Origin of the sequence: Amycolatopsis sp. NBC_00438 (assembly GCF_036026695.1) — a bacterium.
Lineage (GTDB): Bacteria > Actinomycetota > Actinomycetes > Mycobacteriales > Pseudonocardiaceae > Amycolatopsis.
Window position 1 is genome coordinate 2,613,423 of the sequence record NZ_CP107923.1, and the last position, 22,190, is coordinate 2,635,612.

A 22,190-nucleotide genomic window follows, 5' to 3' on the forward strand; every position below is an offset into this window, starting at 1 on the left:
CATGTCGGTCGTTCCGCGAAGGTTATTGGATGCGGGCCCGTTGTGGTTGGCTATCCGCCCCCGGCCTGTCGCGGACGCACCATCAGCGCCTGCGCGCCCGTGGCCACCGGACCGTCGGCGTCGTGCAGGATGCTCGTCGCCGTGCCGACGCCGTGCTTGCCGACCAGCGTGACGGCGTCGAGGCCGATCCACTCGCCCGCGGGCGGCCGGCGCAGGTGCACGGTGAGCTCGGAGTTGATGAACCACCACTTGCGCGGGTCGAGGTAGTTGGACACGCCGTTGCCGGAGTCGGCGACCGCGAACAGCCGCTGCAGCCCGCTCGGTTCCTCGCCGTCGACCAGCGGGACCCGCTGGCGGGCCCACACCGCTGCCGGGCCGGGCACGTCCATCCCGCCGCGGACGGCGCGCCACTCCAGCGCGTCGAGGTAGCCGCCGTTCCAGCCTTCCGGCCAGGCCGACTCCGTCACGGTGTCCGGCGCCGGCATCAGCGGGCCGCCGTCGGTGCTCACCGCCGCGGTGTCGGACGTCGCGATGCGCCACGCCGACGCGCGCGCCACGACCCGCTCGGTCGTCGCCAGTTCGGCCTGCAGCAGCTCGACCGACCGGCCGGGCCGCTCCACCCGGGCACGCACCAGCAGCTCGGTCACCGGTGCCGGGCCGAGGATCTCGACGGTCACCCGCGCGAGCTCGGCGGGGTGCGGCTGTTCGACGTTTTCGAGCGCTCGGACCAGCAGCGCCGACGGCGGCCCGAAGTGCTGGGAGTCCGGGGACCACGGCCCGGCGGTGTGCGCGGTCGCGGTGAACCGGCCCTCGCCGTGGGGGACGTAGAACGCGTCGGCCATCAGTCGGCCCGGTCCAGCGGCGTCTCTTCGCCCGCGTCGGGCTCCGGCCAGCCGGGGTACACGGGCGGGGTGCCGCCGTATTCGGGGCAGTGCGCCTGGTGGTCGCACCAGTTGCAGAGCTTGCTCTTGTTCGGCCGGAAGTCGCCGGTCTTGCCCGCCTTGAGGATGGCCTGCCAGATGGCTTCCAGGGTCCGCTCGAAGCGGATCAGCTCGGCTTCGTCCGGGGTGTAGGCCAGCGACTGGCCGTCGGTCAGGTACATCAGCTTCAGCTGGCGGGGCACGATCCCGCGCAGCCGCCACAGCACCACGGCGTAGAACTTCATCTGGAACATCGCCTTGGCTTCGCCGATTTCCCGCGGCGCGGCGCCGGTCTTGTAGTCGACGACCCGGATCTCGCCGGTCGGCGCGACGTCGACGCGGTCGATGTAGCCGCGCAGCAGCACCCCCGAGCCGAGCTCGATCTCGACGTGCAGCTCGCACGCCTCCGGTTCGAGCCGCCGCGGGTCTTCGAGCCCGAAGTAGGCGTCCAGGAGCTTTTCGGCCGAGCGCAACCAGTCGGCGTGGTCGTCCGGCTTCGCGGCGTCGAACAGCTCGGTCCACTCCGGACGGTCCTCGGACAGCTCGGTCCACGCCGGGCCCAGCAGTTCGCGGGCCTTCGGCGGCACCCGTTCGCCCGCGGGCAGCGCGAAGAGCCGTTCCAGCACCGAGTGGACGAGCGTGCCGCGCAGCTGGGCCTTGGTCGGGACCTCCGGCAGCCGGTCGACCGCGCGGAACCGGTAGAGCAGCGGGCACTGCTTGAAGTCACTGGCCCGGGACGGCGACAGGGCGGGCCGTCGCCGCACCTGCGTGGCGACGGCGGAGTCCGCGGCTTGCACGGGGACGAGCGGGTCCGTGGTGACGGTGTCGGCGTCGGGCATGGGCAGAGCGTAACGCCGGGGTACGACAGTTCCGGCGACCGCAACGCCCGGCACCGGTACCCAACCGGCGAACACGCGTACCCGGATGGCGAACACGCGTACCCGGACGGACGACACGGCGGCCGGTGATCGTGTCGTCCGTCCGGGGTGACCGGTGACACGGTCCGGTCGCGGGCGGGGCCGGATCACCCGCTCCTGACACCGGGGGCTCTAGGCTCTCCGGCATGGCCGCGACCAGTGAGCAGGGCACCGGGGGCTCCCGGCAGGCCGTCCTCGGCGACGGCGGTGGTCTCGTGCTGTTCCGCGTCGCCGGTGTCCCGGTGCTGCTGGCGCCGTCCTGGTGGATCGGCTCCCTGATCGTCGTCGTCCTGTACGCGCCGCTGGTCGGCCGGCTGCTCCCGGACGTCTCCCCGCTGATGTCGTGGCTGCTGGCCGCGGCGTTCGCGGTGCTGCTGGGATTGTCGGTGCTCGCCCACGAACTCGGCCACTGCCTCGTCGCGTTGAGACTGGGCATCCCGGTGCGGCGGCTGCGCCTGTTCCTCCTCGGCGGCCTGTCCGAGGTCGCCCGCACCCCGAAACGGCCGAGCGACGAAGGCCTGGTGGCCGCGGCCGGCCCGGCGGTGTCGCTGGTGCTGGGCGGGTTCTGCGGGCTGCTGATGTTCGCTGTGCCGCCGGACAGCGCGGTCTGGCTGCTGGTCGCCGAATGCTCCGTGGCGAACCTCGCCGTCGGCGTCTTCAACCTCTTGCCCGGCCTCCCGCTCGACGGCGGGCGCCTGGTCCGCGCCGGCGTCTGGGCGGCCACCGGGATCCGCGCCAAGGGCACCCGCGCCGCGGTGGCCGGCGGCGCGGTCGTGGCGGCGGGCCTGCTCGTGTGGGCCCTGTGGGGCCTCGCGACGGCCAGCCCGGACCGGTGGCTGCGGCTGGGCGTCTGCGTCGTCACGGCGTGGTTCGTGATCCTGGGCGCGCGGTCCGAACTGGCCGCGGAACGCCGTCGCGGCTGGCCCGAAGGCCTGGTGCTGGGCGAGGTGGTCCGGCCCGTGCTGCAGCTGCCGGCGGAGAGCCCGGTGTCGGACGCGCTGGCCGCGTCGGCGGGCCGGGGCGTGGTGCTGGTCCGCGCGGACGGCGTCGCGGCCGGGCTGCTGGACGAAGGCGCGGCGGAGCGGCTGGCGAGCACCTCGCCGCACGCGCCGGCCGAGCTGGCGGCCGAGCCGATCCGGGCCGAGACCGTGCTGCTGGCTTCCGAGCCGGGGGAGGAGATCGTCGAGCGGGTCCGCGAGACCCCGGCGTGGCAGTTCCTCGTGGTGGACGACGAAGGCCGGCCGGCGGGCGTGCTCCGCCGGGACGACCTGCGCGCCGCGCTGAACCGCCGTACCCGCTGAGCTCACGCCCCGGGCGGCCTGCGAAGATCTGTCGTCGGTCAAACGGCAAGAGGCCATTCGGGGTACTGGAGGAAGTGTTGTCGGTCAGCGGACCGTTTCGTGCGGGTGATCGGGTGCAGTTGACCGACTCGAAGGGGCGGCACTACACCCTGACGCTGGCCGACGGCGGTGAGTACCACACGCACCGCGGCGGCCTCGCCCACGACGACCTGATCGGCCGTCCCGAAGGGTCGGTGGTCACGTCGGTGGGCGGCTCGACGTACCTGGCGCTGCGCCCGCTGCTGCCGGACTACGTGCTCTCGATGCCCCGCGGCGCGCAGGTGATCTACCCGAAGGACGCCGCCCAGATCGTCATGTGGGGCGACATCTTCCCGGGCGCGCGGGTCCTCGAGGCGGGCGCCGGTTCCGGCGCGCTGACGTGTTCGCTGCTGCGCGCGGTCGGCTCGACCGGGCAGGTGAGCTCGTACGAGATCCGCGACGACCACGCCGTGCACGCCGAGCACAACGTCGTGAAGTTCTTCGGCGAGAAGCCGGCGAACTGGACGCTCACCGTCGCGGACCTGGCCACGCACGAGGGTGAGGTCGACCGGGTCGTGCTGGACATGCTGGCCCCGTGGGACCAGCTCCCGAACGTCGCCGCGCACCTCGTCCCGGGCGGCGTGCTGACGGTCTACGTCGCGACGGTCACCCAGCTTTCGCGCGTCACGGAGTCGCTGCGCGAGCAGCGGTGCTGGACCGAGCCGGAGTCGTGGGAGACGCTGATGCGCCCGTGGCACGTGGTCGGCCTGGCGGTGCGCCCGGACCACCGCATGGTGGCGCACACGGCGTTCCTGCTGACGGCCCGCCGCCTGGCGGACGGCACGGTGTCGCCGCGCGTGTCCCGGCGGCCGGCCAAGGGCAAGGGCTGAGCGCCTAGCCCGGCACGCACCACTTCCCGCTCTCCTTGTGCAGCGGGAACGGGGTGTCCTTCGTACCGCCCGCGGCTTCGACGTGGACCACCGCCGTCGCCGACTCGCCGCGCAGTTCCGGCGGCTTCCGGAGGCTTGCCTCCACCTCGCCCGCCGCGTCCCACGTCCGCTGCAGCCCGGCGAGGGCCTCGGTGGTCTGCGGGCGGCAGGTCAGCCTGCCGAACGCCGCCGAGTCGTGCCGGGCGATCGCGTCGACGATCGCGTCGGCCAGCACCTTCACCGCCGCGGTGTCGACGGCGTCCGGGGGCGCGGACGCCGTCGTGCGGGCCGGCGGGGGTGGCGTGGCCGAGGGTGGGGGCGTGCTGCCGGACGGCGCCACGAGCAGCAGTCCCAGCACGACACCCACGACCGCGACACCGACCAGGACGAGCCCGGCGGTCAGCGCGCGGTTCACCGCCGGCGCGGCCTCACGAGCCGTCCGCCTTGACGTTGGACAGGCACCAGAGACCGGACTCCTTGGCCGCCGACATCGTGCCGACCTTGGTCGCCGTGCCGTCGGTCGCCGAGTAGCGGACGGTGGACTTGTCGCCGACGTCCTTCGGGTCTTCGGTGAGCTTCACCGTCACCTTGGGGATCTGGCCGGTCGTGCCTTCGTAGACGCTGCGGCAGATGACGTTGCCGAGCGCCTTCTCGTCACCCGCGTTGTAGGCGTCGATCGTCGAGGCGAACAGCTCCTGCGAGCTGGGCTTGCCGCCGGGGGCGGGGCCGCCGACCGGCTTGGTGCTCTTCGTCGACGGGCTGCTCGGCGTGGTGCTCTTCTTCGGGGTGGTCTTCGGCGCCGACGTCGGCGCGGGGGAGCTGCTGCTCGCGGGCGGCGCGGCGGTGTCGCTGTCGTTCCCGTTCAGGGCCAGCACCAGCGCCGTCACGCCACCGCCGACGACGATGACCGCGCCCACCGCGATGCCGATGATGAGCCCGGTTTTCTTCTTCTTGGGCGGCGGAGCGTCACCGAAGCCGCCACCACCGCCGCCGTACGGGTCGTAGCCGCCGAAGTTCTGCTGGTTCGGGTCGTACCCGCCCGGCTGCTGCTGCCCCCACTGGTCCTGCTGCCCGCCGTACTGGGGCTGAGGCCCCGGCTGCGGCGGGTAGCCGCCCTGGCCGTAGGGATCCGGCTGACCGAACTGCTGCGTGCCGCCGTAGCCCGGCTGGGACTGGGGCCCGCTCTGGGGGTATCCGCCCGGCTGCTGACCGTAGGGCCCGGGCTGCTGCCCGTAGCCGCCGGGCTGCTGGCCGTAGCCGCCCGGTTGCTGCGGCGGGTAGGTCATGTGTGATGCCCCCTAGCCTTCCTGCGACGCGATTCGGCCATCCGGTGGCCGCGTCGGCCCGATGCTAGTCACCGCGCGTGCTCGCCGCGCGGTTAGGGCGGAACTGGCCGGAATTGCCCGGCTTCGGCGCGGTTGGGCCGCCCGGACGCGGGGTACTCCTGTCGTGCTTGGTTCGTCCAGCTCCGGAAGACCCCGCTCAGACCCCGTGTCACGGCACACAAATGGCCCCTTGTGCTGCGGGAATGTCCGTGCTGGACGAGGTGAAGAAACCGCGACGCGCCGATCTTGTGATGCGGAAAGGCCTTTTCTTGTCGGTGATCGCCGGTACCGTGGAATGAAAAGCACTCCGAGGAGGTGCCCGATGCATCATGACCTTCCCGGAGGTCGGCGCGAGGAGGCCGACCCTTCAGCAACATCCGGAGCTGGGACGACGGCGGACGAGCAGGCAAGGCAGATCCGCTTTCTCGAAGAGGAAGTGGCGCTGCTGCGCCGCAAACTGACCGACTCGCCGAGGCAGAACCGCGTTCTCGAACAGCGGCTCGCCGAGGCGTCGGAAAGGGTGAGCCAGCTCACCGAGCGGAACACCAAACTGGTCGAAACCCTGCGCGAAGCGCGAGGACAGCTCCTCGCTCTGCGTGAAGAGGTCGATCGGCTGGCCCAGCCACCGTCCGGGTACGGCGTGTTCGTCACGTCGTACGAGGACAACACGGTGGACGTGTTCACGGCCGGCCGGAAGATGCGGGTGTCGGTTTCGCCCGCGGTGGAGATCTCGTCGTTGCGACGCGGCCAGGCGCTGCGTCTCAACGAAGCCCTGACCGTGGTCGAGGGCGGCGACTTCGAGCGCACCGGCGAGGTGTGCGCGTTGCGTGAGGTGCTCGCACCGGACGTCGAGGGCGCCAGCCCTCGTGCGCTCGTGGTCGGGCACGCGGACGAAGAGCGGGTGGTCCTGCTCTCCGATCTGCTGGCGGAGCAGCCGCTGAAGCCCGGCGACTCGCTCCTGGTCGACTCCAAGGCCGGTTACGCGTACGAGCGCGTGCCGAAGGCGGAGGTCGAAGACCTGGTGCTGGAGGAGGTGCCGGACGTCCGCTACGAGGACATCGGCGGCCTCACCCGGCAGATCGAGCAGATCAGGGACGCGGTCGAACTGCCGTTCCTGCACGCCGACCTCTACCAGGAGTACCAGTTGCGCCCGCCGAAGGGCGTCCTGCTCTACGGCCCGCCGGGCTGCGGCAAGACGCTCATCGCCAAGGCGGTCGCGAACTCGCTGGCCAAGAAGGTGGCGGCGGCGCGGGGCGACAACGAGGACGGGAAGTCCTACTTCCTGAACATCAAGGGTCCCGAGCTGCTCAACAAGTTCGTCGGGGAGACCGAGCGGCACATCCGCTTGATCTTCCAGCGGGCGCGGGAGAAGGCCTCCGAGGGCACCCCGGTGATCGTGTTCTTCGACGAGATGGACTCGATCTTCCGGACCCGTGGATCGGGCGTTTCGTCCGACGTGGAGACCACGATCGTCCCGCAGCTGCTCTCCGAGATCGACGGTGTCGAAGGCCTGGAAAACGTCATCGTCATCGGTGCCTCGAACCGTGAGGACATGATCGACCCGGCGATCCTGCGGCCGGGCCGGCTCGACGTCAAGATCAAGATCGAGCGTCCGGACGCCGAAGGCGCGAAGGACATCTTCTCCAAGTACCTGGCCGAAGGCCTGCCGATCCACGCCGACGACCTCGCCGAGTTCGGCGGGGACGCGAAGGCGACGTTCGACGCGATGATCCAGCACACCGTCGAGCGGATGTACGAGGAGAGCGACGAGAACCGGTTCCTCGAGGTGACCTACGCCAACGGGGACAAGGAAGTCCTGTACTTCCGCGACTTCAACTCGGGCGCGATGATCCAGAACATCGTGGACCGGGCGAAGAAGTCGGCGATCAAGTCCGTGCTGGAGACCAACCAGCCCGGCCTGCGCGTGCAGCACCTGCTGGACGCGATCGTCGACGAGTTCGCGGAGAACGAGGACCTGCCGAACACCACCAACCCGGACGACTGGGCCCGGATCTCCGGCAAGAAGGGCGAGCGGATCGTCTACATCCGCACGCTCGTCACCGGCAAGAACCAGGACTCGGGGCGGGCGATCGACACCGCCACGAACACCGGGCAGTACCTGTAGGAGTCGAACATCCGGTGGGGCGGTCGCCGCGGCGGCCGCCCCACCGGCGTGTCCGGGGTCAGTCCCGGACCAGATCCGCTTCGGGTGCCGGCATCGCGGTCTTCCGGCGGACGCGCAGCCGGCCGTGCGCGGCGAGAATGCCGAGCACCACCAGGATCGCGCCGGCGGGCTGGTTCCAGCTCACCGGTTCGTCCAGGACCGACACGCCCAACACCACTCCGACAATCGGTGTGAGGTAGGTCACCGCCGACGCGTTCGCCGCGCCCCACGCCGCGATGATCCGGACGTTCCACACGTAGGCGAGGCCGGTGCCGAAGACGCCGAGAGCGATCATGCTCAGCACGACCGGCGGTGTCGGGTGGATCGGCGTGACCGCGATCGCCGGCGCCAGCAGGCCGAGGATGACCGTCGCCGACGCCGTCTGCCCGAACGCGACGACGACCGGGTCCGCGCCGCGCGGCGAGACGAACCGGCGCATGTAGACGAAGCACGCGCCGTAACACGTGGTGGCGCCGAGGCACGCGAGCTGCGCGGTCAGCTGGTGCGAGACGTCGACGCCGTGCCAGACCCCGACGATCGTGAGCACGCCGAGAAAGCCGAGCAGCAAGCCGAGCACCCGCGGCGGCGTGAACCGCTCGTCGGGCAGGGCCGCCGCGGCCAGCAACATCGTGACCAGGGGTGTCGTCGCGTTGAAGATGCTGGCCAAACCGGACGAAATGTACTGTTCCGCCCACGAGAAAAGCAGAAACGGCACCACGCACAGCAGAACCGACACCACGACGAGGTGGCCCCACAACGCGAGATCGCGGGGGAGGGCCCGGCGGCGGACCAGCAGCACCGCGGCGAGCGCCAACGCGCCCAGCGAGACCCGGGCCAGCGCGACCTGCGCCGGGGAGAGGCCGTCGAGCCCGACCTTGATGAACAGGAAGCTCGCACCCCACACGGCCGCCAGCAGACCGAACCGCGCCGTGACCCCGAAACCCATGTCGCGCAGTCAAGCCGGACGACCACCTCCGGAGCCAGCGGTTTTCCGACCTCGACTTCTGTATAACGCCCTATACCGCCGGGGTAGGATCGGGCCATGGGGGCCGAGCCGAACGAAGAACCGCCGCGGCGGCGCGCGGTTGCGCACGTCGCCCTGCTCGCCTCGGGACCGCCGCTGGCGGCGGACCTGGCCGTCACGGTGCACTTCCACCCGGACCGGCCGGTGGGGGCGGTCCCGTTGCTGCGGCACCTGGCCGACGACGGCCTGTACCGCTCGCAGTTCGAGACCGGCACGAGCAACGGCGGGTTGACCGCGCACCCGGCCGGCGACCGGTGGCGCTGGGAGCACCGGATCTTCGGCGGTGCCTACGACGACGGACCGTCGTCGGAACGGCCCAAGTACGGCGCGTTGAACCACCGCCGCCGCCCGGCCGGCGGCTCGGTCCGGTTCGGCTCGTCCCACTTCCGCCTGAAGCGTGCCGTGCTGCGGCGGACGACCTTCTGCTTCCCGGACAGCTTCAGCGAGCCCGCCGACTTCGGGACGGTCGGCCGCATGTCGCTGGTGGCCCTCGCCGACGCGGCGCCGGCGGACGTCCTCGACGACTACGTCGAGGCCCACGTGCACGGTCCGCTCCGGCTGGACTCCGACGTCGAGGCCTTGGTGCTGGACCCGGCGTTCCGGGGGACCGACGTCGAGGCCGCGGCGGCCGGGCTGCCGTTCCCGACGTCGTGGCACCACGGGTTCCGGCTCCCGGTCGCGATCCTCGCCGAACACGCGGACTACCGCGGTGAGGACGTGGTGCGGGCCGGCAAGGAGATCGCCGAGGACGGGTGGCTCGACGCCCGTGTCATCGGCGACGCCGTCCGGGCCGGCCGGTACGATCCCCAGATCCTCAAGCGCGTCTGGCACTGCACCGCGAGGTTCGGGCTACGCGACGGCGCCGACGGGTAGCAGCGCCTCGGCGAGCTGCCGCCAGTGCGGCAGCGCGGACCGGCCGGGTCCGATCCCGACGACCTGGACGGCGACGTGGTCCGCGCCCGCGTCGAGGTGTTCTTCGAGCCGGGTGGCGATCGTGTCGAGGTCGCCCCAGAACACCAGGTCGTCGACGAGCCGGTCGCTGCCGCGGCCGCCGTCGAGGTCGGCTTCGGTGTACCCGAGCCGCCGGAACTTGGCCACGTTGTACTTCTGCGTCAGGTACGGGCGCAGGTGCGCCCGAGCGATCTCGCGCGCCCGGGCCGGGTCGGTCTCGAAGAGGACGGCGTGCTCGACGCCGAGGAACGGGCCCTCGCCCAGGATCTTCCGTGCTTGCGCCGTGTGCCGCGGTGTCACGTGGTAGGTGTGCGCGCCGGCCGAGCGGTCGCGGGCCAGTCCGAGCATCTTCGGGCCGTACGCGGCCAGGACGCGCCGCATCGGCGCGGCGGGCGCGGGATTGGCGTTCGTGGCCGCGTCCAGGGCGTCGAGGTAGTCGTTCATCGCCCGCAGCGGGCCGGCCGTGCCGGGGCGCCCGGCGCCGATGCCGAGGCCGAGCAGGTGGCGGTCCGGGTAGGCGTCGGCCAGCAGCAGGGCCGCGCCGCGCGTCCACCGCGGCTCACGGGACCAGATCTGGGCGATCCCGTTGATGACGGCCAAGCGCCGGGTGGAGGCGAGCAGGAAACCGGCGTGGGTGAGGGCTTCGCGGCCGTCGCGCTCGGGGATCCAGACCGCCCGCCAGCCGAGGCCTTCCAGCTCCTGCGCGGTGTCGCGGGCCAGGCTCGCCGGCTGGTCCTCGAAGTCGAACGTCCAGATCCCGTAGCGGCCCAGGGGCATGTTGCCGATCGCACTCATGCATCGAAGTATCGCAGAAGTTCGATATGAGTCAACCGTCAGGAACTCGCCGGGGGAGGGGAGGATCAGAGCGAGTGGCCGAGGATCTCGACGATCCGGGCGATCCACTCTTCGTCGCGCCGGTAGTGCGTCCACTTCCCGAGCCGCGTCGCGCGGACCAGCCCGGCGCGCTGCAGCGACGCCATGTAGGCCGAGACCGTCGACTGGGCCAGCCCGGCCTTCGCCTGGATGTGGGTCACGCACACCCCCGCCTCGACCTCCACCGGCCCGCGCTCCTCGCGGAAGTTCTCCACCGGATCCCGCAGCCACCCGAGGATCCGCAGCCGCACCGGGTTCGCGAGCGCCTTGAACACGTCGAGCAGCTGCTCGACCTCCGGAGGCGAACCGGCGTGCGTCGTCATCACCGCGATGGTAGTTCAGATCGCGACACCCCGATGCGACACCGGCGTGTGCTCCCCGGACCTGCGCGTATAACGACCTATACTTCCGGGCTGTGAGCGAAGAATCCGGGCGGCCGCGCCCGCCCATCACCGAAGCCGACGTCATGGCCTGGCTGGAGACAACGGCCGCCACCGTGGAAGCGGGGGAGGTGAGCCCCCAGGAGCTCATCGACATCCTCGGCGAGCTCCGCCGCGCGTCCGCGGCCTGCGCCGACGCCTCCGACTGGGCGCTGCTCGCCGCGCGCGAAGGCGGCGCCAGCCTCCGTCAGATCGCCCCCGTCTTCGGCAAGGGTTACGTCCGGGCCCCGGCCGCCCGGCTCGAGAAGCTCCACCGCCAGGCCCAGACCGCCGGCCAGTGGCTCGCCATCCTCCGGCACAAGCAGAACGGATGAGGACCTCCGCCATGGAACGCGTCGATCGCATCGCACTCGGCCTCGCGGCGCTGGGCCGGCCCGCGTACATCAACCTGGGGCGGGACGGGGCGCTGCCGGCCGTGCGGGACGTCGCGTCGATGCGGGCCGCGACGTTCGCCGTGCTGGACGACGCGTACGCCGCGGGGGTCCGGCGGGTCGACGTCGCCCGGTCCTACGGGCGTGCGGAGGAGTTCCTGGCCGGTTGGCTCGACGAGCGCGGGCACCTCGACGTCGTCGTCTCCAGCAAGTGGGGCTACGCCTACGTCGGCGACTGGCGGCTCGACGCCGACGTGCACGAGGTAAAGGAGCATTCGGCGACGCGGTTCGCCGCGCAATGGGCGGAAACCCTGGCGTTGCTGGGGGACCGGGTGAGCCTCTACCAAGTGCATTCGCTCACTGTGGACAGTCCGCTGTTCACCGACGAGCCGCTGATCGAGGCGCTGGCGGAACTTTCCGCGAACGGCGTCGAGGTCGGGTTCTCGACGTCGGGACCGGCGCAGGCGGACGCGATCGAGCGGGCGTTCGCGCTGGAAGTGGCCGGGCGGCCGGTGTTCTCCGCGGTGCAGTCGACGTGGAACCTGCTGGAGCCGTCGGTGGGCGCCGCGCTGGCGGCGGCGCACGCGGCCGGGAACCGGGTCCTGGTCAAGGAAACCCTGGCCAACGGCCGGCTCGCGGTCGAAGCGCCGCGCGCGGTGCTCGAGGTCGCCGCGGCGCACGGGACCGGTCCGGACGCGGTCGCCGTGGCGGCGGTGCTGGCGAACGGCTGGGCGGACACGGCGGTCATCGGCCCGGCGAGCGGGCCGCAGCTGGCGGCGAACCTGCGCGCCACCACGCTTTCCCTGAGCACGGACGAGGAAGCCGCGCTGGCCGGACTGGCGGAGAATCCGGAGGAGTACTGGCGTCACCGGTCCTCTCTGGGCTGGGACTGACCGGCTGCACTACTCTGCGCAAGCACACACGTACTACGGAAGGGCCGGAGCAGGTGCGTCATCGCCAGGTGGTTGCCTTGGCCGCGGTCGCGTTGGTCGGCCTCACGGGCTGCGACGGCCCCGACCCGAACAACCTCGAGACGTACTACGACGATCCGGCCACGTCGACCGGTCAGGTCGTGCCTCCGCGGGAAGCCCCGGTGCCGGCCGCGAAGGCGGCCCCGGTCACCCAGGCGGCGCCGGACCCCGGGTTGCTCGCGGAGCGGGCACTGCTGTCCGATCAGGACGTCGCCGGCGAGGGGGTGCAGCCGGGTTCGGGTGCGACGTCGGGCTGCCTGTCCGGTGAGGCGTCCGCGACCAGCCGGACAGCGAGCTGGCGGTACCCGAGCGGTTCGGTGCTGCGGCACCGGGTCGCCGCGTACGCCGACGGCTCGGCCGACGACGTCGTGGCGAACGCCGAGTGCACGGGACACCCCGTGGACGTCCCGGCCCAGGCGGGCGTCGAGCGGCAGCGCGCCTGGTGCGACGGCAAGACGTGCACCGTGTTGCTGGCCAAGGGAACGCTCGTGTCCGGGCTGACCGTCTCGGCGAGCACGGAGGCGCGGGCGATCGACGCGGCGAAGCGGCTGCTGCCCGTGATGGCGGCGAAGCTGGCGGCCCCGGCGGCTCAGCCGTAGCGGCGGAACCATTCCCGGACGCCTTCGCGGCCGTCGGGGATGAACGGGAGCGCCGGCGCCGGGTCGTCGATCCAGGCGCGCAGCTCGGCCAGGGGGAGCCAGCGGCCTTCGACGATCTCTTCGGCCTGGTGGTGGATCGGGCCGTCCCAGCGGACCTCGAAGGCGAAGTTGTGGCAGCGGTTGTGGCCGTCGTCGTACACCTTCGTGAACAGCGGAACGGGTTCCACCCCTCGGACGCCGAGTTCTTCGGCCAGTTCGCGGCGGGCGCACCCGGCCGGGGACTCGCCGGCGGCGACGACCCCGCCGGCCCAGCAGTCCCAGGTGGACGGGAACACGTCCTTCGTGGCGGTGCGGAGGTGCACGTAGACCGCGTTTCCGTCACCCGAACGGACCAGCACGACGCCGGCGGCGTGCCACAGGCCCTCGCTGCGGAGGCGGCTCCGCAGCGTCTCGCCGACGACGGAGCCGGCCTGGTCATAGAGGGCAACGAGTTCGTCACTGCCTGGCATGGGTGCATCGTTCCACTAGGCCTACCCCGTAGGGTGGTGGACATGCGGCGGATCATGGGAACCGAAGTCGAGTACGGCATCTCGGTGCCGGGCGACGCGACGGCGAACCCGGTACTCACCTCGACCCAGGTCGTGCTGGCCTACGCGGCCGCGGCCGACATCCCGCGCGCCCGGCGGGCCCGGTGGGACTACGAGGTGGAGTCCCCCTTGCGGGACGCGCGCGGGTTCGACCTGACCGGCCCCGGCGGGCCGGGGCACGACCCGGACGTCGAGGACCTGGGCGCGGCGAACGTCATCCTGACCAACGGGGCGCGGTTGTACGTCGACCACGCGCACCCGGAGTACTCGGCGCCCGAGGTGACCAACGCGCGCGACGCGGTCATCTGGGACAAGGCCGGCGAACGGGTGATGGAGGAGGCGGCGCTCAAGGCGGCGTCCGTGCCGGGACAGCCCCCGCTCCAGCTCTACAAGAACAACGTCGACGGCAAGGGCGCCAGCTACGGCACGCACGAGAACTACCTGTGCGCGCGGTCGACGCCGTTCACCGCGATCATCGCCGGGCTGACGCCGTTCTTCGTGTCGCGGCAGGTCTTCACCGGGTCGGGCCGGGTCGGGATCGGCCAGCAGAGTGAAGAGGCCGGGTTCCAGCTCTCCCAGCGTGCGGACTACATCGAGGTCGAGGTCGGCCTGGAGACCACGCTGAAGCGCGGGATCATCAACACGCGGGACGAGCCGCACGCGGACGCGGACAAGTACCGGCGGCTGCACGTCATCATCGGCGACGCGAACATGTCCGAGTACTCGACCTACCTCAAGGTCGGCACGACGGCGCTGGTGCTGGACCTGATCGAGTCCGGCATCCGGTTCGACGACCTGAAGCTGGACGAGCCGGTCAAGGCCGTGCACCAGATCAGCCACGACCCGACGCTGAAGGCGCAGGTCGCGCTGGCCAACGGCAAGAAGTACACCGGGCTGGACCTGCAGTTCGCCTACCACGAGATCGCGTCGCAGAACCTGGAGCGCACGGGCGCGGACGAGGCCTCGAAGGAGGTCCTGCGGGTCTGGGGCGAGATCCTGGACGCGCTGGCCCGGGACCCGCAGGAGTGCGCGGACCGGCTGGACTGGCCGGCCAAGCTGCGGCTGCTGGAGGGGTACCGCCAGCGGGACAGTCTCGCCTGGGGCGCCCCGCGGCTGCGCCTGGTGGACCTGCAGTACTCGGACGTGCGGCTGGCGAAGGGCCTGTACAACCGGCTGGTCACGCGGGGCTCGATGAAGCGGCTGGTGACCGAGGAAGAGGTGCTGGCCGCGGTGACCACCCCGCCGTCGGACACGCGGGCCTACTTCCGGGGCCGGGCGCTGGAGAAGTACGCGAGCTCGATCGCGGCGGCGTCGTGGGATTCGGTCATCTTCGACGTCGGCAAGGAGTCGCTGGTGCGGATCCCGACGTTGGAGCCGTTGCGGGGGACCAAGGCGCACGTCGGCAAGTTGCTGGACAACGCGGCGACGGCGGAGGAGCTGGTGGAGGCACTCACCGGTTCGGACTAGGCGGTACGCACACGGATCGCGGCGTTGACCCCGAATGTCGGGGCCGCTGGGTAGGCTAGGAAACATCAGCCACACCGGGAGGCGAGATGGCCCAGGAAAAGATCGAAAAGCACGGCGGCGGCGACTCCGACGAGGAGTTCGACGACACCGGCGCGGCGGGTCAGGAACGGCGCGAGAAGCTCGGCGAGGACGTCGACACGATCCTCGACGAGATCGACGACGTGCTGGAGGAGAACGCCGAGGACTTCGTCCGGGCCTACGTCCAGAAGGGTGGCGAGTAGCCGCTCGGGCGTTCGCGCCCTTGCCGACCGTTCAGCCGGCGGCCGGGGGTTCCGCGTGGCGGTGACCGTGGTCCGTGCGGGCCGGGGTCGTCTAGCGCGGGGCCACGGCCGCCAAGGCCCGCACAGATGGGATTTTTGAGCACGTATGGACAACACCAGGGGCATCTCGGGTCCCGCTCTGCCGGGGGCGTACTTCTCGTCGGCGACGTCGTCGTTTTCGGACTTCCTGCGGGTGCAGGCGCCGGAGCTGCTTCCGGAGCGCCGGATGTCCGGTGGTGCGGGCGATCTGGGCGTACCGCACGGGACGACGATCGTCGCCTTGACCTTCGCGAGCGGGGTGCTGATCGCGGGTGACCGGCGGGCGACGTCGGGGAACCTGATCGCGAGCCGCGACATGGAGAAGGTGCACGTCACCGACGAGTATTCGGCGGTGGGCATCGCGGGCACGGCCGGGCTGGCCGTGGAGATGGTGCGGCTCTATGCCGTGGAGCTCGCGCACTACGAGAAGATCGAGGGCGTTTCGCTGTCGCTGGACGGCAAGACGAACAAGCTGGCCGGGATGGTCAAGGCGAACCTCGAGATGGCGATGGCCGGGCTGGCCGCGATCCCGCTCTTCGTCGGTTACGACCTGGAGGCCGAGGACGCCAGGCACGCCGGCCGGATCGTGTCGTACGACGCCGCGGGCGGGCGCTACGAGGAGAACGGCGGCTACGCCGGGATCGGCTCGGGTTCGCTGTTCGCGAAATCCGCGCTGAAGAAGCTGCACGACCCGGACGCCGACGTCGAGAGCGCCACGCGGGTGGCGGTCGAGGCGCTGTACGACGCGGCGGACGACGACACCGCTTCAGGCCTGCCGGACCTGGTGCGCCGGATCTTCCCGTCGGTCGTGACGATCACCGCCGAGCACGGGGCCGTGCAGCTGCCGGAGTCGGAGACCGCCGCGGTGGCGGAGGCCGTGATCGCCGGGCGGATCGAGCGCCAGCAGCGCCGGCTGTCCTGACGCGGGCCGGAGCTGAACCAGTGAACGTTGGAACACCGAAAGACCTGGAGCGCACACCGTGACGATGCCGTTGTATGCCTCTCCCGAGCAGCTGATGCGGGAGCGTTCCGAGCTGGCGCGCAAGGGCATCGCGCGCGGCCGGAGCGTGGTGGTGCTGAAGTACGCGGGCGGCGTGCTGTTCGTGGCGGAGAACCCGTCGGCGACGCTGCACAAGGTGTCCGAGATCTACGACCGGATCGGTTTCGCCGCCGTCGGGCGCTACAGCGAGTTCGAGAACCTGCGGGTCGCCGGGATCCGGCACGCGGACCTCAAGGGCTACCAGTACGACCGGCGTGACGTGAGCGCGCGGGCGCTGGCGAACGCGTACGCGGCCACGCTGGGCAGCATCTTCACCGAGCAGCTGAAGCCGTTCGAGGTCGAGGTCTGCGTGGCGGAGGTCGGCGCGAGCGCGGCGGAGGACCAGCTGTACCGGCTGACCTACGACGGGTCGATCTTCGACGAGCCGCAGTACATCGTGATGGGCGGCCAGAACGAGAAGATCGCGGCGAAGCTGAAGGAGACGTTCGAGGACGGCCTGGACCTGCAGGCGGCGCTCGGCGTGGCGGTGGACGCGTTGCGCACGCCGATCCAGCCGGCCGCGACGGCGTCCACGTCGGCCGGATCGTCGTCGTCCTCTTCGACGTCGGCGGCGGGCACGTCGGCGAACGGCAACACCGAGACCGACCCGCCGATCAAGCTGGAGGTCGCCGTGCTGGACCGCGAGCGCCCGCGGCGCGCGTTCCGCCGCCTCACGGGAACGGCGCTGGACGCGCTGCTGCCGGTGCCGGACCCCCAGGGTGCCGAGCCGGAGAAGCCCGAAGGCGAATAGTCCGTACGAAGGCGGGGCGTGGTCGGTGACCGCGCCCCGTTTTCGCGTCCGCGCTCAGGCCGGCCGGCGGGCGATCGCGAGCAGGTGCGCGCTGGTGTGCACGAGGTGCGGGTCCTGCTCGGCGAGCCGCGCGGCGCGCAAGGCGGCCTCGACGCGGCTGTCGAACGCGGTGAGCCCGGCTGCGTCGAGCGCGGGCCAGGCCGGGCCCTCGACGCCGTGGACCACGGCGTCGGCGAACCCCGCGGTCGTGACTTCGCCGTGGAGTTCGGCGGCCGTGTGCCAGTGGGTCGGCACGAAGCCGACGTGGCCGTCGTAGGCGCCGTTGGTGACGACCTCGTGGATCGGCGTCACCAGGTCGGCGGTGAGGGTGCCCGCGGCGCCCGTTTCGAGCAGGGACAGGTAACGGCTGATCCCCGCGGCCGCGAGCAGGCCGCCCGGGCGCAGGACCCGCCGGGCCTCGGCGAGCGCGCGAGCGCGGTCCTCGGCGTCGACCAGGTGGTAGAGCGGTCCGAGGAGCAGGACCACGTCGTAGGTCTCGTCGGCCACGAGGAGGTGCCGGGCGTCGCCGATCCGGGCCGTGACACCGGGAAGGGCCGCGGCGGTGTCCACGTGGGACGGCACGACGTCGATCAGGTCCACCGGGTGTCCGTCGCCGGCGAGCCACGCGGCGTGCACGCCGGTGCCGCCGCCGACGTCGAGCACCCGGGCTCGGCCGGGGAGGAACCGCCGCAGCAGTTCCCGGGTGCGCAGGTATTCGAGCCTGCCGTGGGGCGTGCGGGCGAGCCGGGAGGTTTCGGCCGGGCCGGTCGTGTAGTGCGTTTCGAGATCCATGAGCCATGCTCGCAAGCCCGGCAACCGGTTTCAGGACGCGGCGGGCGGCTGCCGGAAGGCCTGGTCGGCGAAGGCCAGCAGGTACGGCAGGGTGGCCCGGGCGGTGTGCCACGTGTGGTTGAAGCCGCGTTCGGCGTGGACGACCGCCTCCTGGCCGCGGGCGTGGAGCGCGTCGGCGATGCGGTGGGCCGTGGTGACGTCGGTGGGCGCGCCGGTGCCGACGGCGAGCATCACGGAGATCGGGGCGGGGAACTTCATCGTGGGCAGGTAGCGGCGCGGGGTGTTGGCGGCGATGGCGGCCTGGTCGCCGCCGAGGACCCCGACGGAGTCGTTGAGGTCGTCGTAGGGCAGGGCGATGACCAGGGTGGCGAACTCGTCGACGTGGTGCAGGCCGATGTTGAGCGCGCCGAAGCCGCCGCCGGACATGCCGCCGAGGGCGCGGTGGGCGCGGTCGGCCAGCGTGCGGTAGCGGCTGTCGATCGCCGGGACGACGGTGCGGGCGAGGTAGGTCTCCAGCTGCGGGCCGCCGGGGACGTCGAGGCACTCCCAGTCGGTGCTGGGGACGCCGGCGGTCAGGTCCACGCTGACCACGATCATCGGCGCGATCACGGCGGCCTGCTGCAGGGCCTGGAGGGTGCCGGGGGCGTCGCCGGAGGTCAGCCAGTCGCGCGGGCCGCCGAACGGGTAGCCGTGGATCAGGTAGACGACGGGGTAGCGGCGGGCGGCGTTGGCCGGGTCGCCGTAACCAGGCGGCAGGATGACGTAGTTGCTGCCCGAGGGGACGCCGTGCGCCGGGTCGGGGAGCGGGACGACGTCGATCCTCTGGCCCGCGGTCGCGACGCCGGTCCCGCCGTGCCCCGCCGGTTCGGACTCCGGCGCGCCCTTGTCGTCGTCGAGCAGGCGGCCGGCGAGGTTGACGAGGCCGGGGCCGCGCTGGAGCAGCCGGGCGAGGTCGTCGGAGGTGCGCACGTACCCGACGTAGCTGTTCACCGCCGTGACGGCCGCCAGCAGCAGGAGGACGCCGAACGCGGTGAACCCCCAGCGGCGGCCGCGGCGCCGGTGCGCGAGCAGGAGCACCGCGGCGAGGACGGCGACCGCGGCCGTGGCGAAGGCGAGCCAGATGACCGGCGATTCGAACGGCCCGAGGTCGCGGGCGCGGGCCGTGATGTCGCCCGGCAGTACCGGGTCGACGGCGTTCTGCGGGCTCATCCGCGCCACGCCGGGTGCCACCGCATCGAAACCCCACTCGTCCCCTGGCGGCGGGCGCGAGGGCCCGCATGTCGATCTTGACGCTAGCCAGGGGACGCTGTGGGTTCGTTGAGAGAAAGTAAACGAAGATTAAAGACGGTAGATGGTGAGGGCGCTGGGCCGGGACTTGAAGCGGAACCGGTTGCCGAGCGGGCCGACCTCGCCGTCGGTGGCTACGCGGCGGTGGCCGTCGAGCAGCTCGACGTCGAGCTCGGCCACGTCGAGCTCCTGGTAGACGTGGCTGGCCGCGAGGCTGCGGGTGACCATCGCCAGCAGGAACCGGGCCCGGGAGTACGGCAGGTCGGCGCGCAGGTAGCGGACGTCGAGCAGGCCGGTGTCGAGCGCGGGCCGCCGGCTGGGCGCGAACCCCTTCGGCGCGTAGGTACCGTTGCCCACGAACAGCAGCCAGACCTGGGTGAGCTTGCCGTTGAGCCGGACGGTCAGCGGCTTGGCGTTGCGCAGCGTCCGGGTCAGCGCGATCGCGGCCGAGGGCCACTTCGGGTGCTTTTCCTGCAGCTTCTCGCGCAGCCGGACCATCTCCGGGTAGCCGCCGAGGCTCGCGGTGTTGACGAACCAGCGGTGGGCCGGGCCGTCGGGCCCTTCCACCCCGACCTCGCCGAGGTCGATGCCGACGGCGTTGCCGACCTCGGTGGCCGCGTCGGCGTCGGGCATCGACCGGATGCCGATGTCGCGGGCGAAGTGGTTCAGCGTGCCGGCGGGGATCAGGGCGAGCGGCAGGTCCCGCTCGGCGGCGACCGAGGCGACCGCCGCGACGGTGCCGTCACCACCCGCGACGCCGAGGGCGCGCACCGTGCCGCGGGCGTCGATCTCGGCTTCGAGCTGGGCGCGCAGGTCCCGGTCGGGGTCCGGGTAGAGGATCTCGGCCTTCGGCCAGGCGTAGCGGGCGTCCTCGGTCGGGTCCTGGCCCTGCACCCCGGAACCCGGGTTGACCAGCACGAGCATGTCCTCGCCGTCGACCATCTCCGGCGCGTGGGCGTCGTGGGCCGAGCGGGCCGGGATGTCGTCGTGCAACGGCCACCAGTGCCGGGTCGCCAGGCCCACGCCGGTGCCGATGGCGAGGCCGACGCCGACGTCGGAGGGCCAGTGCACGCCGGTGTGGACGCGCGAGTAGGCGACCGCGATGGCGAGCGGCGCGATGGCGAGCCCGGCGCGCGGGGACTCCATGGCCACCGCCGTCGCGAAGGCCGCCGCGGAGGCCGAGTGGCCGGAGGGGAACGACGACGACGTCGGGCGTTTCCGCAGGCGGCGGTGCATCGGCATCTCTTCCTCGGCCGGGCGGCGGCGGGGGAAGAGGGGCTTGCCGATCAGGTTCGCGGCGGCGCTCGCGCCGGCGATGGCGACCATCCCGCGCAGGGCGCCGCGGCGGGTCGCGCCGGGGCGGACCGCCAGCCCCGCGGCGACGGCCCACCAGAGGCGGGACTTGTTCGCCGACCGGGACAGCGCCATCAGCGCGTCGTCGGCTTTGGTGGCCGGCAAGCGGGCGCTGCGGCGCATCAGGGCGCGGTCGTTGCGGCCGACCCGCCGGAACGCCCGGATGAGCTGGTGTGACAAGAGGTCCGCCTTCCGTGCGACGTCAAGGGTTGTGCTCCAATCGTGCCTGATTCGGGGGCTTTTCACCGTCTGTGGCCTACTGGGGGCGTGTCGACGCCCGAACGGCCCACCGTCGAGGGGGGTCCAGCGCCTACTCTGGTGGGATGCAGCGGCGGATCTTTGGCATCGAGACCGAGTTCGGGGTCACGTGCACCTTCCACGGCCAGCGCAGGCTCTCTCCCGACGAGGTGGCGCGCTACCTCTTCCGGCGGGTCGTCTCGTGGGGCCGTTCTTCGAACGTTTTCCTGTCCAACGGCTCCCGGCTCTACCTCGACGTCGGCTCGCACCCCGAGTACGCGACGGCCGAGTGTGACGACCTGGTCCAGCTGGTCACGCACGACAAGGCCGGCGAGCGGATCCTCGAGGACCTGCTCGTCGACGCCGAGCGGCGGCTGGCGGACGAAGGCATCGGCGGCGACATCTTCCTGTTCAAGAACAACACCGACTCGGCGGGCAACTCCTACGGCTGCCACGAGAACTACCTGGTGACCCGCGCGGGTGAATTCTCCCGGATCGCGGACGTCCTGCTCCCGTTCCTGGTGACCCGCCAGCTCATCTGCGGCGCCGGCAAGGTGCTGCAGACCCCGCGCGGCGCGGTCTACTGCCTCTCCCAGCGGGCCGAGCACATCTGGGAGGGCGTCTCGAGCGCGACGACCCGGTCGCGCCCGATCATCAACACCCGCGACGAGCCGCACGCCGACGCCGAGCGCTACCGGCGCCTGCACGTCATCGTGGGCGACTCGAACATGGCCGAGCCGACGACGATGCTCAAGGTCGGGTCGGCGAACCTGGTGCTCGAGATGATCGAGGCCGGCGTCCAGTTCCGCGACTTCACGCTGGACAACCCGATCCGGGCGATCCGCGAGATCAGCCACGACCTCACCGGCCGCCGCCAGGTGCGCCTGGCCGGCGGGCGCGAGGCCTCGGCGCTCGACATCCAGCGCGAGTACTACGCCCGCGCGGTGCAGCACCTCAAGGAAAACGGCTCCAGCCCGGCCAACGACAAGGTCATCGAGCTGTGGGGCCGGGCGCTGGACGCGGTCGAGCAGCAGGACTTCGGCAAGATCGACACCGAGATCGACTGGGCGATCAAGCACCGGCTGGTCGAGCGCTACCGGCACAAGCACGACCTGGACCTGTCCAGCCCGCGCATCGCCCAGCTCGACCTGGCCTACCACGACATCCGCCGGGGCCGGGGCATCTTCGACCTGCTCCAGCGCAAGGGCCTGGTCCGCCGGATCACCGACGACGGCGAGATCGAGGCCGCCAAGGACACCCCGCCGCAGACGACCCGGGCGAAGCTGCGCGGCGACTTCATCGCCGCCGCCCAGGCCGCCGGGCGCGACTTCACCGTCGACTGGGTGCACCTGAAGCTGAACGACCAGGCCCAGCGCACGGTGCTGTGCAAGGACCCGTTCCGCTCGGTCGACGAGCGCGTCGAACGCCTGATCAGCTCGCTCTAGCCAAGGTCCGTGAAGGCCTCCTTGAGGGACT

At 71.9% G+C, this 22,190-nt stretch carries 23 protein-coding genes; 12 read left to right on the plus strand and 11 right to left on the minus strand.

All coding sequences use genetic code 11. The annotated features are described in order from the left end of the window. Positions 1-50: 50 nt before the first annotated feature. Together OG494_RS12220 and OG494_RS12225 are read right to left on the minus strand one after the other, a co-directional pair. Positions 51-842 (minus strand): thioesterase family protein, encoded by a 792-nt coding sequence (locus tag OG494_RS12220; protein ID WP_328455013.1) that lies wholly within the window; start codon positions 840-842, stop codon positions 51-53. Continuing rightward, entirely contained in the window at positions 842-1,759 is a 918-nt protein-coding gene (locus tag OG494_RS12225; RefSeq protein ID WP_328455015.1) for a RecB family exonuclease, read from the minus strand. The genes OG494_RS12220 and OG494_RS12225 overlap by 1 nt, the downstream gene beginning before the upstream one ends. A gap of 224 nt (positions 1,760-1,983) precedes the next feature. Here OG494_RS12225 and OG494_RS12230 point away from each other — a divergent pair, with 224 nt between their 5' ends. Beyond that, on the plus strand, positions 1,984-3,138 hold the full coding sequence (locus OG494_RS12230) for a M50 family metallopeptidase (protein ID WP_328455017.1): 1,155 nt from the start codon (positions 1,984-1,986) through the stop codon (positions 3,136-3,138). A 77-nt stretch (positions 3,139-3,215) separates the two neighbouring features. Then, a complete protein-coding gene (locus tag OG494_RS12235; RefSeq protein WP_328455019.1) occupies positions 3,216-4,046 on the plus strand; it encodes a tRNA (adenine-N1)-methyltransferase in 831 nt (276 codons plus the stop codon). 4 nt (positions 4,047-4,050) lie between these two features. On the opposite strand, the gene OG494_RS12240 is transcribed toward OG494_RS12235, so the two are convergent. Together OG494_RS12240 and OG494_RS12245 are read right to left on the minus strand one after the other, a co-directional pair. Then, complete coding sequence (locus OG494_RS12240; protein WP_328455021.1) at positions 4,051-4,500, minus strand: hypothetical protein; 450 nt, start codon at positions 4,498-4,500, stop codon at positions 4,051-4,053. A gap of 13 nt (positions 4,501-4,513) precedes the next feature. After that, positions 4,514-5,371 (minus strand): hypothetical protein, encoded by an 858-nt coding sequence (locus tag OG494_RS12245; protein WP_328455023.1) that lies wholly within the window; start codon positions 5,369-5,371, stop codon positions 4,514-4,516. 361 nt (positions 5,372-5,732) lie between these two features. Between OG494_RS12245 and arc the strand changes: the two genes are divergently transcribed. After that, positions 5,733-7,535, plus strand: coding sequence for a proteasome ATPase (gene arc / locus OG494_RS12250; protein ID WP_328455025.1), 1,803 nt, complete (start codon positions 5,733-5,735; stop codon positions 7,533-7,535). A gap of 58 nt (positions 7,536-7,593) precedes the next feature. Here the strand turns inward: arc and OG494_RS12255 are convergent, their stop codons facing one another. After that, complete coding sequence (locus OG494_RS12255) at positions 7,594-8,520, minus strand: DMT family transporter (RefSeq protein ID WP_328455027.1); 927 nt, start codon at positions 8,518-8,520, stop codon at positions 7,594-7,596. A 96-nt stretch (positions 8,521-8,616) separates the two neighbouring features. On the opposite strand from OG494_RS12255, the gene OG494_RS12260 reads away from it, so the two are divergent. Then, the gene (locus OG494_RS12260) at positions 8,617-9,471 is read left to right on the plus strand and encodes a DUF3626 domain-containing protein (protein WP_328455028.1); all 855 of its coding nucleotides are present in this window, start codon (positions 8,617-8,619) and stop codon (positions 9,469-9,471) included. Here the strand turns inward: OG494_RS12260 and OG494_RS12265 are convergent. Further along, positions 9,448-10,344, minus strand: coding sequence for a TIGR03620 family F420-dependent LLM class oxidoreductase (locus OG494_RS12265; protein WP_328455030.1), 897 nt, complete (start codon positions 10,342-10,344; stop codon positions 9,448-9,450). The genes OG494_RS12260 and OG494_RS12265 overlap by 24 nt on opposite strands. 65 nt (positions 10,345-10,409) lie before the next feature. Further along, complete coding sequence (locus tag OG494_RS12270; protein WP_328455032.1) at positions 10,410-10,745, minus strand: ArsR/SmtB family transcription factor; 336 nt, start codon at positions 10,743-10,745, stop codon at positions 10,410-10,412. Between the two features lie 92 nt (positions 10,746-10,837). Here OG494_RS12270 and OG494_RS12275 point away from each other — a divergent pair, with 92 nt between their 5' ends. The 3 genes from OG494_RS12275 to OG494_RS12285 all read left to right on the plus strand — a co-directional run bounded on the left by OG494_RS12275 (position 10,838) and on the right by OG494_RS12285 (position 12,803). Continuing rightward, a complete protein-coding gene (locus OG494_RS12275) occupies positions 10,838-11,176 on the plus strand; it encodes a hypothetical protein (protein WP_328455034.1) in 339 nt (112 codons plus the stop codon). Continuing rightward, positions 11,173-12,126 carry an aldo/keto reductase gene (locus OG494_RS12280; RefSeq protein ID WP_328455036.1) on the plus strand — a complete coding sequence of 318 codons (954 nt, stop codon included), beginning with the start codon at positions 11,173-11,175 and terminating at the stop codon, positions 12,124-12,126. Before OG494_RS12275 ends, OG494_RS12280 begins: the two co-directional genes overlap by 4 nt. 68 nt (positions 12,127-12,194) lie before the next feature. Next, on the plus strand, positions 12,195-12,803 hold the full coding sequence (locus OG494_RS12285; protein ID WP_328455038.1) for a hypothetical protein: 609 nt from the start codon (positions 12,195-12,197) through the stop codon (positions 12,801-12,803). Here OG494_RS12285 and OG494_RS12290 read toward each other — a convergent pair. Next, positions 12,794-13,312 carry an NUDIX domain-containing protein gene (locus OG494_RS12290; RefSeq protein ID WP_328455040.1) on the minus strand — a complete coding sequence of 173 codons (519 nt, stop codon included), beginning with the start codon at positions 13,310-13,312 and terminating at the stop codon, positions 12,794-12,796. The genes OG494_RS12285 and OG494_RS12290 overlap by 10 nt on opposite strands. A gap of 42 nt (positions 13,313-13,354) precedes the next feature. Between OG494_RS12290 and dop the strand changes: the two genes are divergently transcribed. From dop to prcA, 4 genes are all read left to right on the plus strand, one after another. Next, on the plus strand, positions 13,355-14,857 hold the full coding sequence (gene dop / locus OG494_RS12295; RefSeq protein WP_328455042.1) for a depupylase/deamidase Dop: 1,503 nt from the start codon (positions 13,355-13,357) through the stop codon (positions 14,855-14,857). Positions 14,858-14,943: 86 nt separating this feature from the next. After that, on the plus strand, positions 14,944-15,138 hold the full coding sequence (locus OG494_RS12300; RefSeq protein ID WP_013226725.1) for a ubiquitin-like protein Pup: 195 nt from the start codon (positions 14,944-14,946) through the stop codon (positions 15,136-15,138). Between the two features lie 145 nt (positions 15,139-15,283). After that, positions 15,284-16,138 carry a proteasome subunit beta gene (prcB, locus tag OG494_RS12305; protein ID WP_328455062.1) on the plus strand — a complete coding sequence of 285 codons (855 nt, stop codon included), beginning with the start codon at positions 15,284-15,286 and terminating at the stop codon, positions 16,136-16,138. A 58-nt stretch (positions 16,139-16,196) separates the two neighbouring features. Continuing rightward, positions 16,197-17,006 carry a proteasome subunit alpha gene (prcA, locus tag OG494_RS12310; protein WP_328455064.1) on the plus strand — a complete coding sequence of 270 codons (810 nt, stop codon included), beginning with the start codon at positions 16,197-16,199 and terminating at the stop codon, positions 17,004-17,006. A gap of 54 nt (positions 17,007-17,060) precedes the next feature. Here prcA and OG494_RS12315 read toward each other — a convergent pair whose 3' ends face one another. The 3 genes from OG494_RS12315 to OG494_RS12325 all read right to left on the minus strand — a co-directional run bounded on the left by OG494_RS12315 (position 17,061) and on the right by OG494_RS12325 (position 20,657). Beyond that, positions 17,061-17,837 carry a class I SAM-dependent methyltransferase gene (locus OG494_RS12315; protein ID WP_328455067.1) on the minus strand — a complete coding sequence of 259 codons (777 nt, stop codon included), beginning with the start codon at positions 17,835-17,837 and terminating at the stop codon, positions 17,061-17,063. Positions 17,838-17,867: 30 nt separating this feature from the next. Then, on the minus strand, positions 17,868-19,046 hold the full coding sequence (locus tag OG494_RS12320) for an alpha/beta hydrolase (RefSeq protein WP_328455069.1): 1,179 nt from the start codon (positions 19,044-19,046) through the stop codon (positions 17,868-17,870). A gap of 129 nt (positions 19,047-19,175) precedes the next feature. Then, entirely contained in the window at positions 19,176-20,657 is a 1,482-nt protein-coding gene (locus OG494_RS12325) for a bifunctional phosphatase PAP2/diacylglycerol kinase family protein (protein ID WP_328455071.1), read from the minus strand. Positions 20,658-20,800: 143 nt separating this feature from the next. On the opposite strand from OG494_RS12325, the gene pafA reads away from it, so the two are divergent. Then, complete coding sequence (gene pafA, locus OG494_RS12330) at positions 20,801-22,159, plus strand: Pup--protein ligase (RefSeq protein ID WP_328455074.1); 1,359 nt, start codon at positions 20,801-20,803, stop codon at positions 22,157-22,159. The last annotated feature ends 31 nt before the right edge of the window (positions 22,160-22,190 follow it).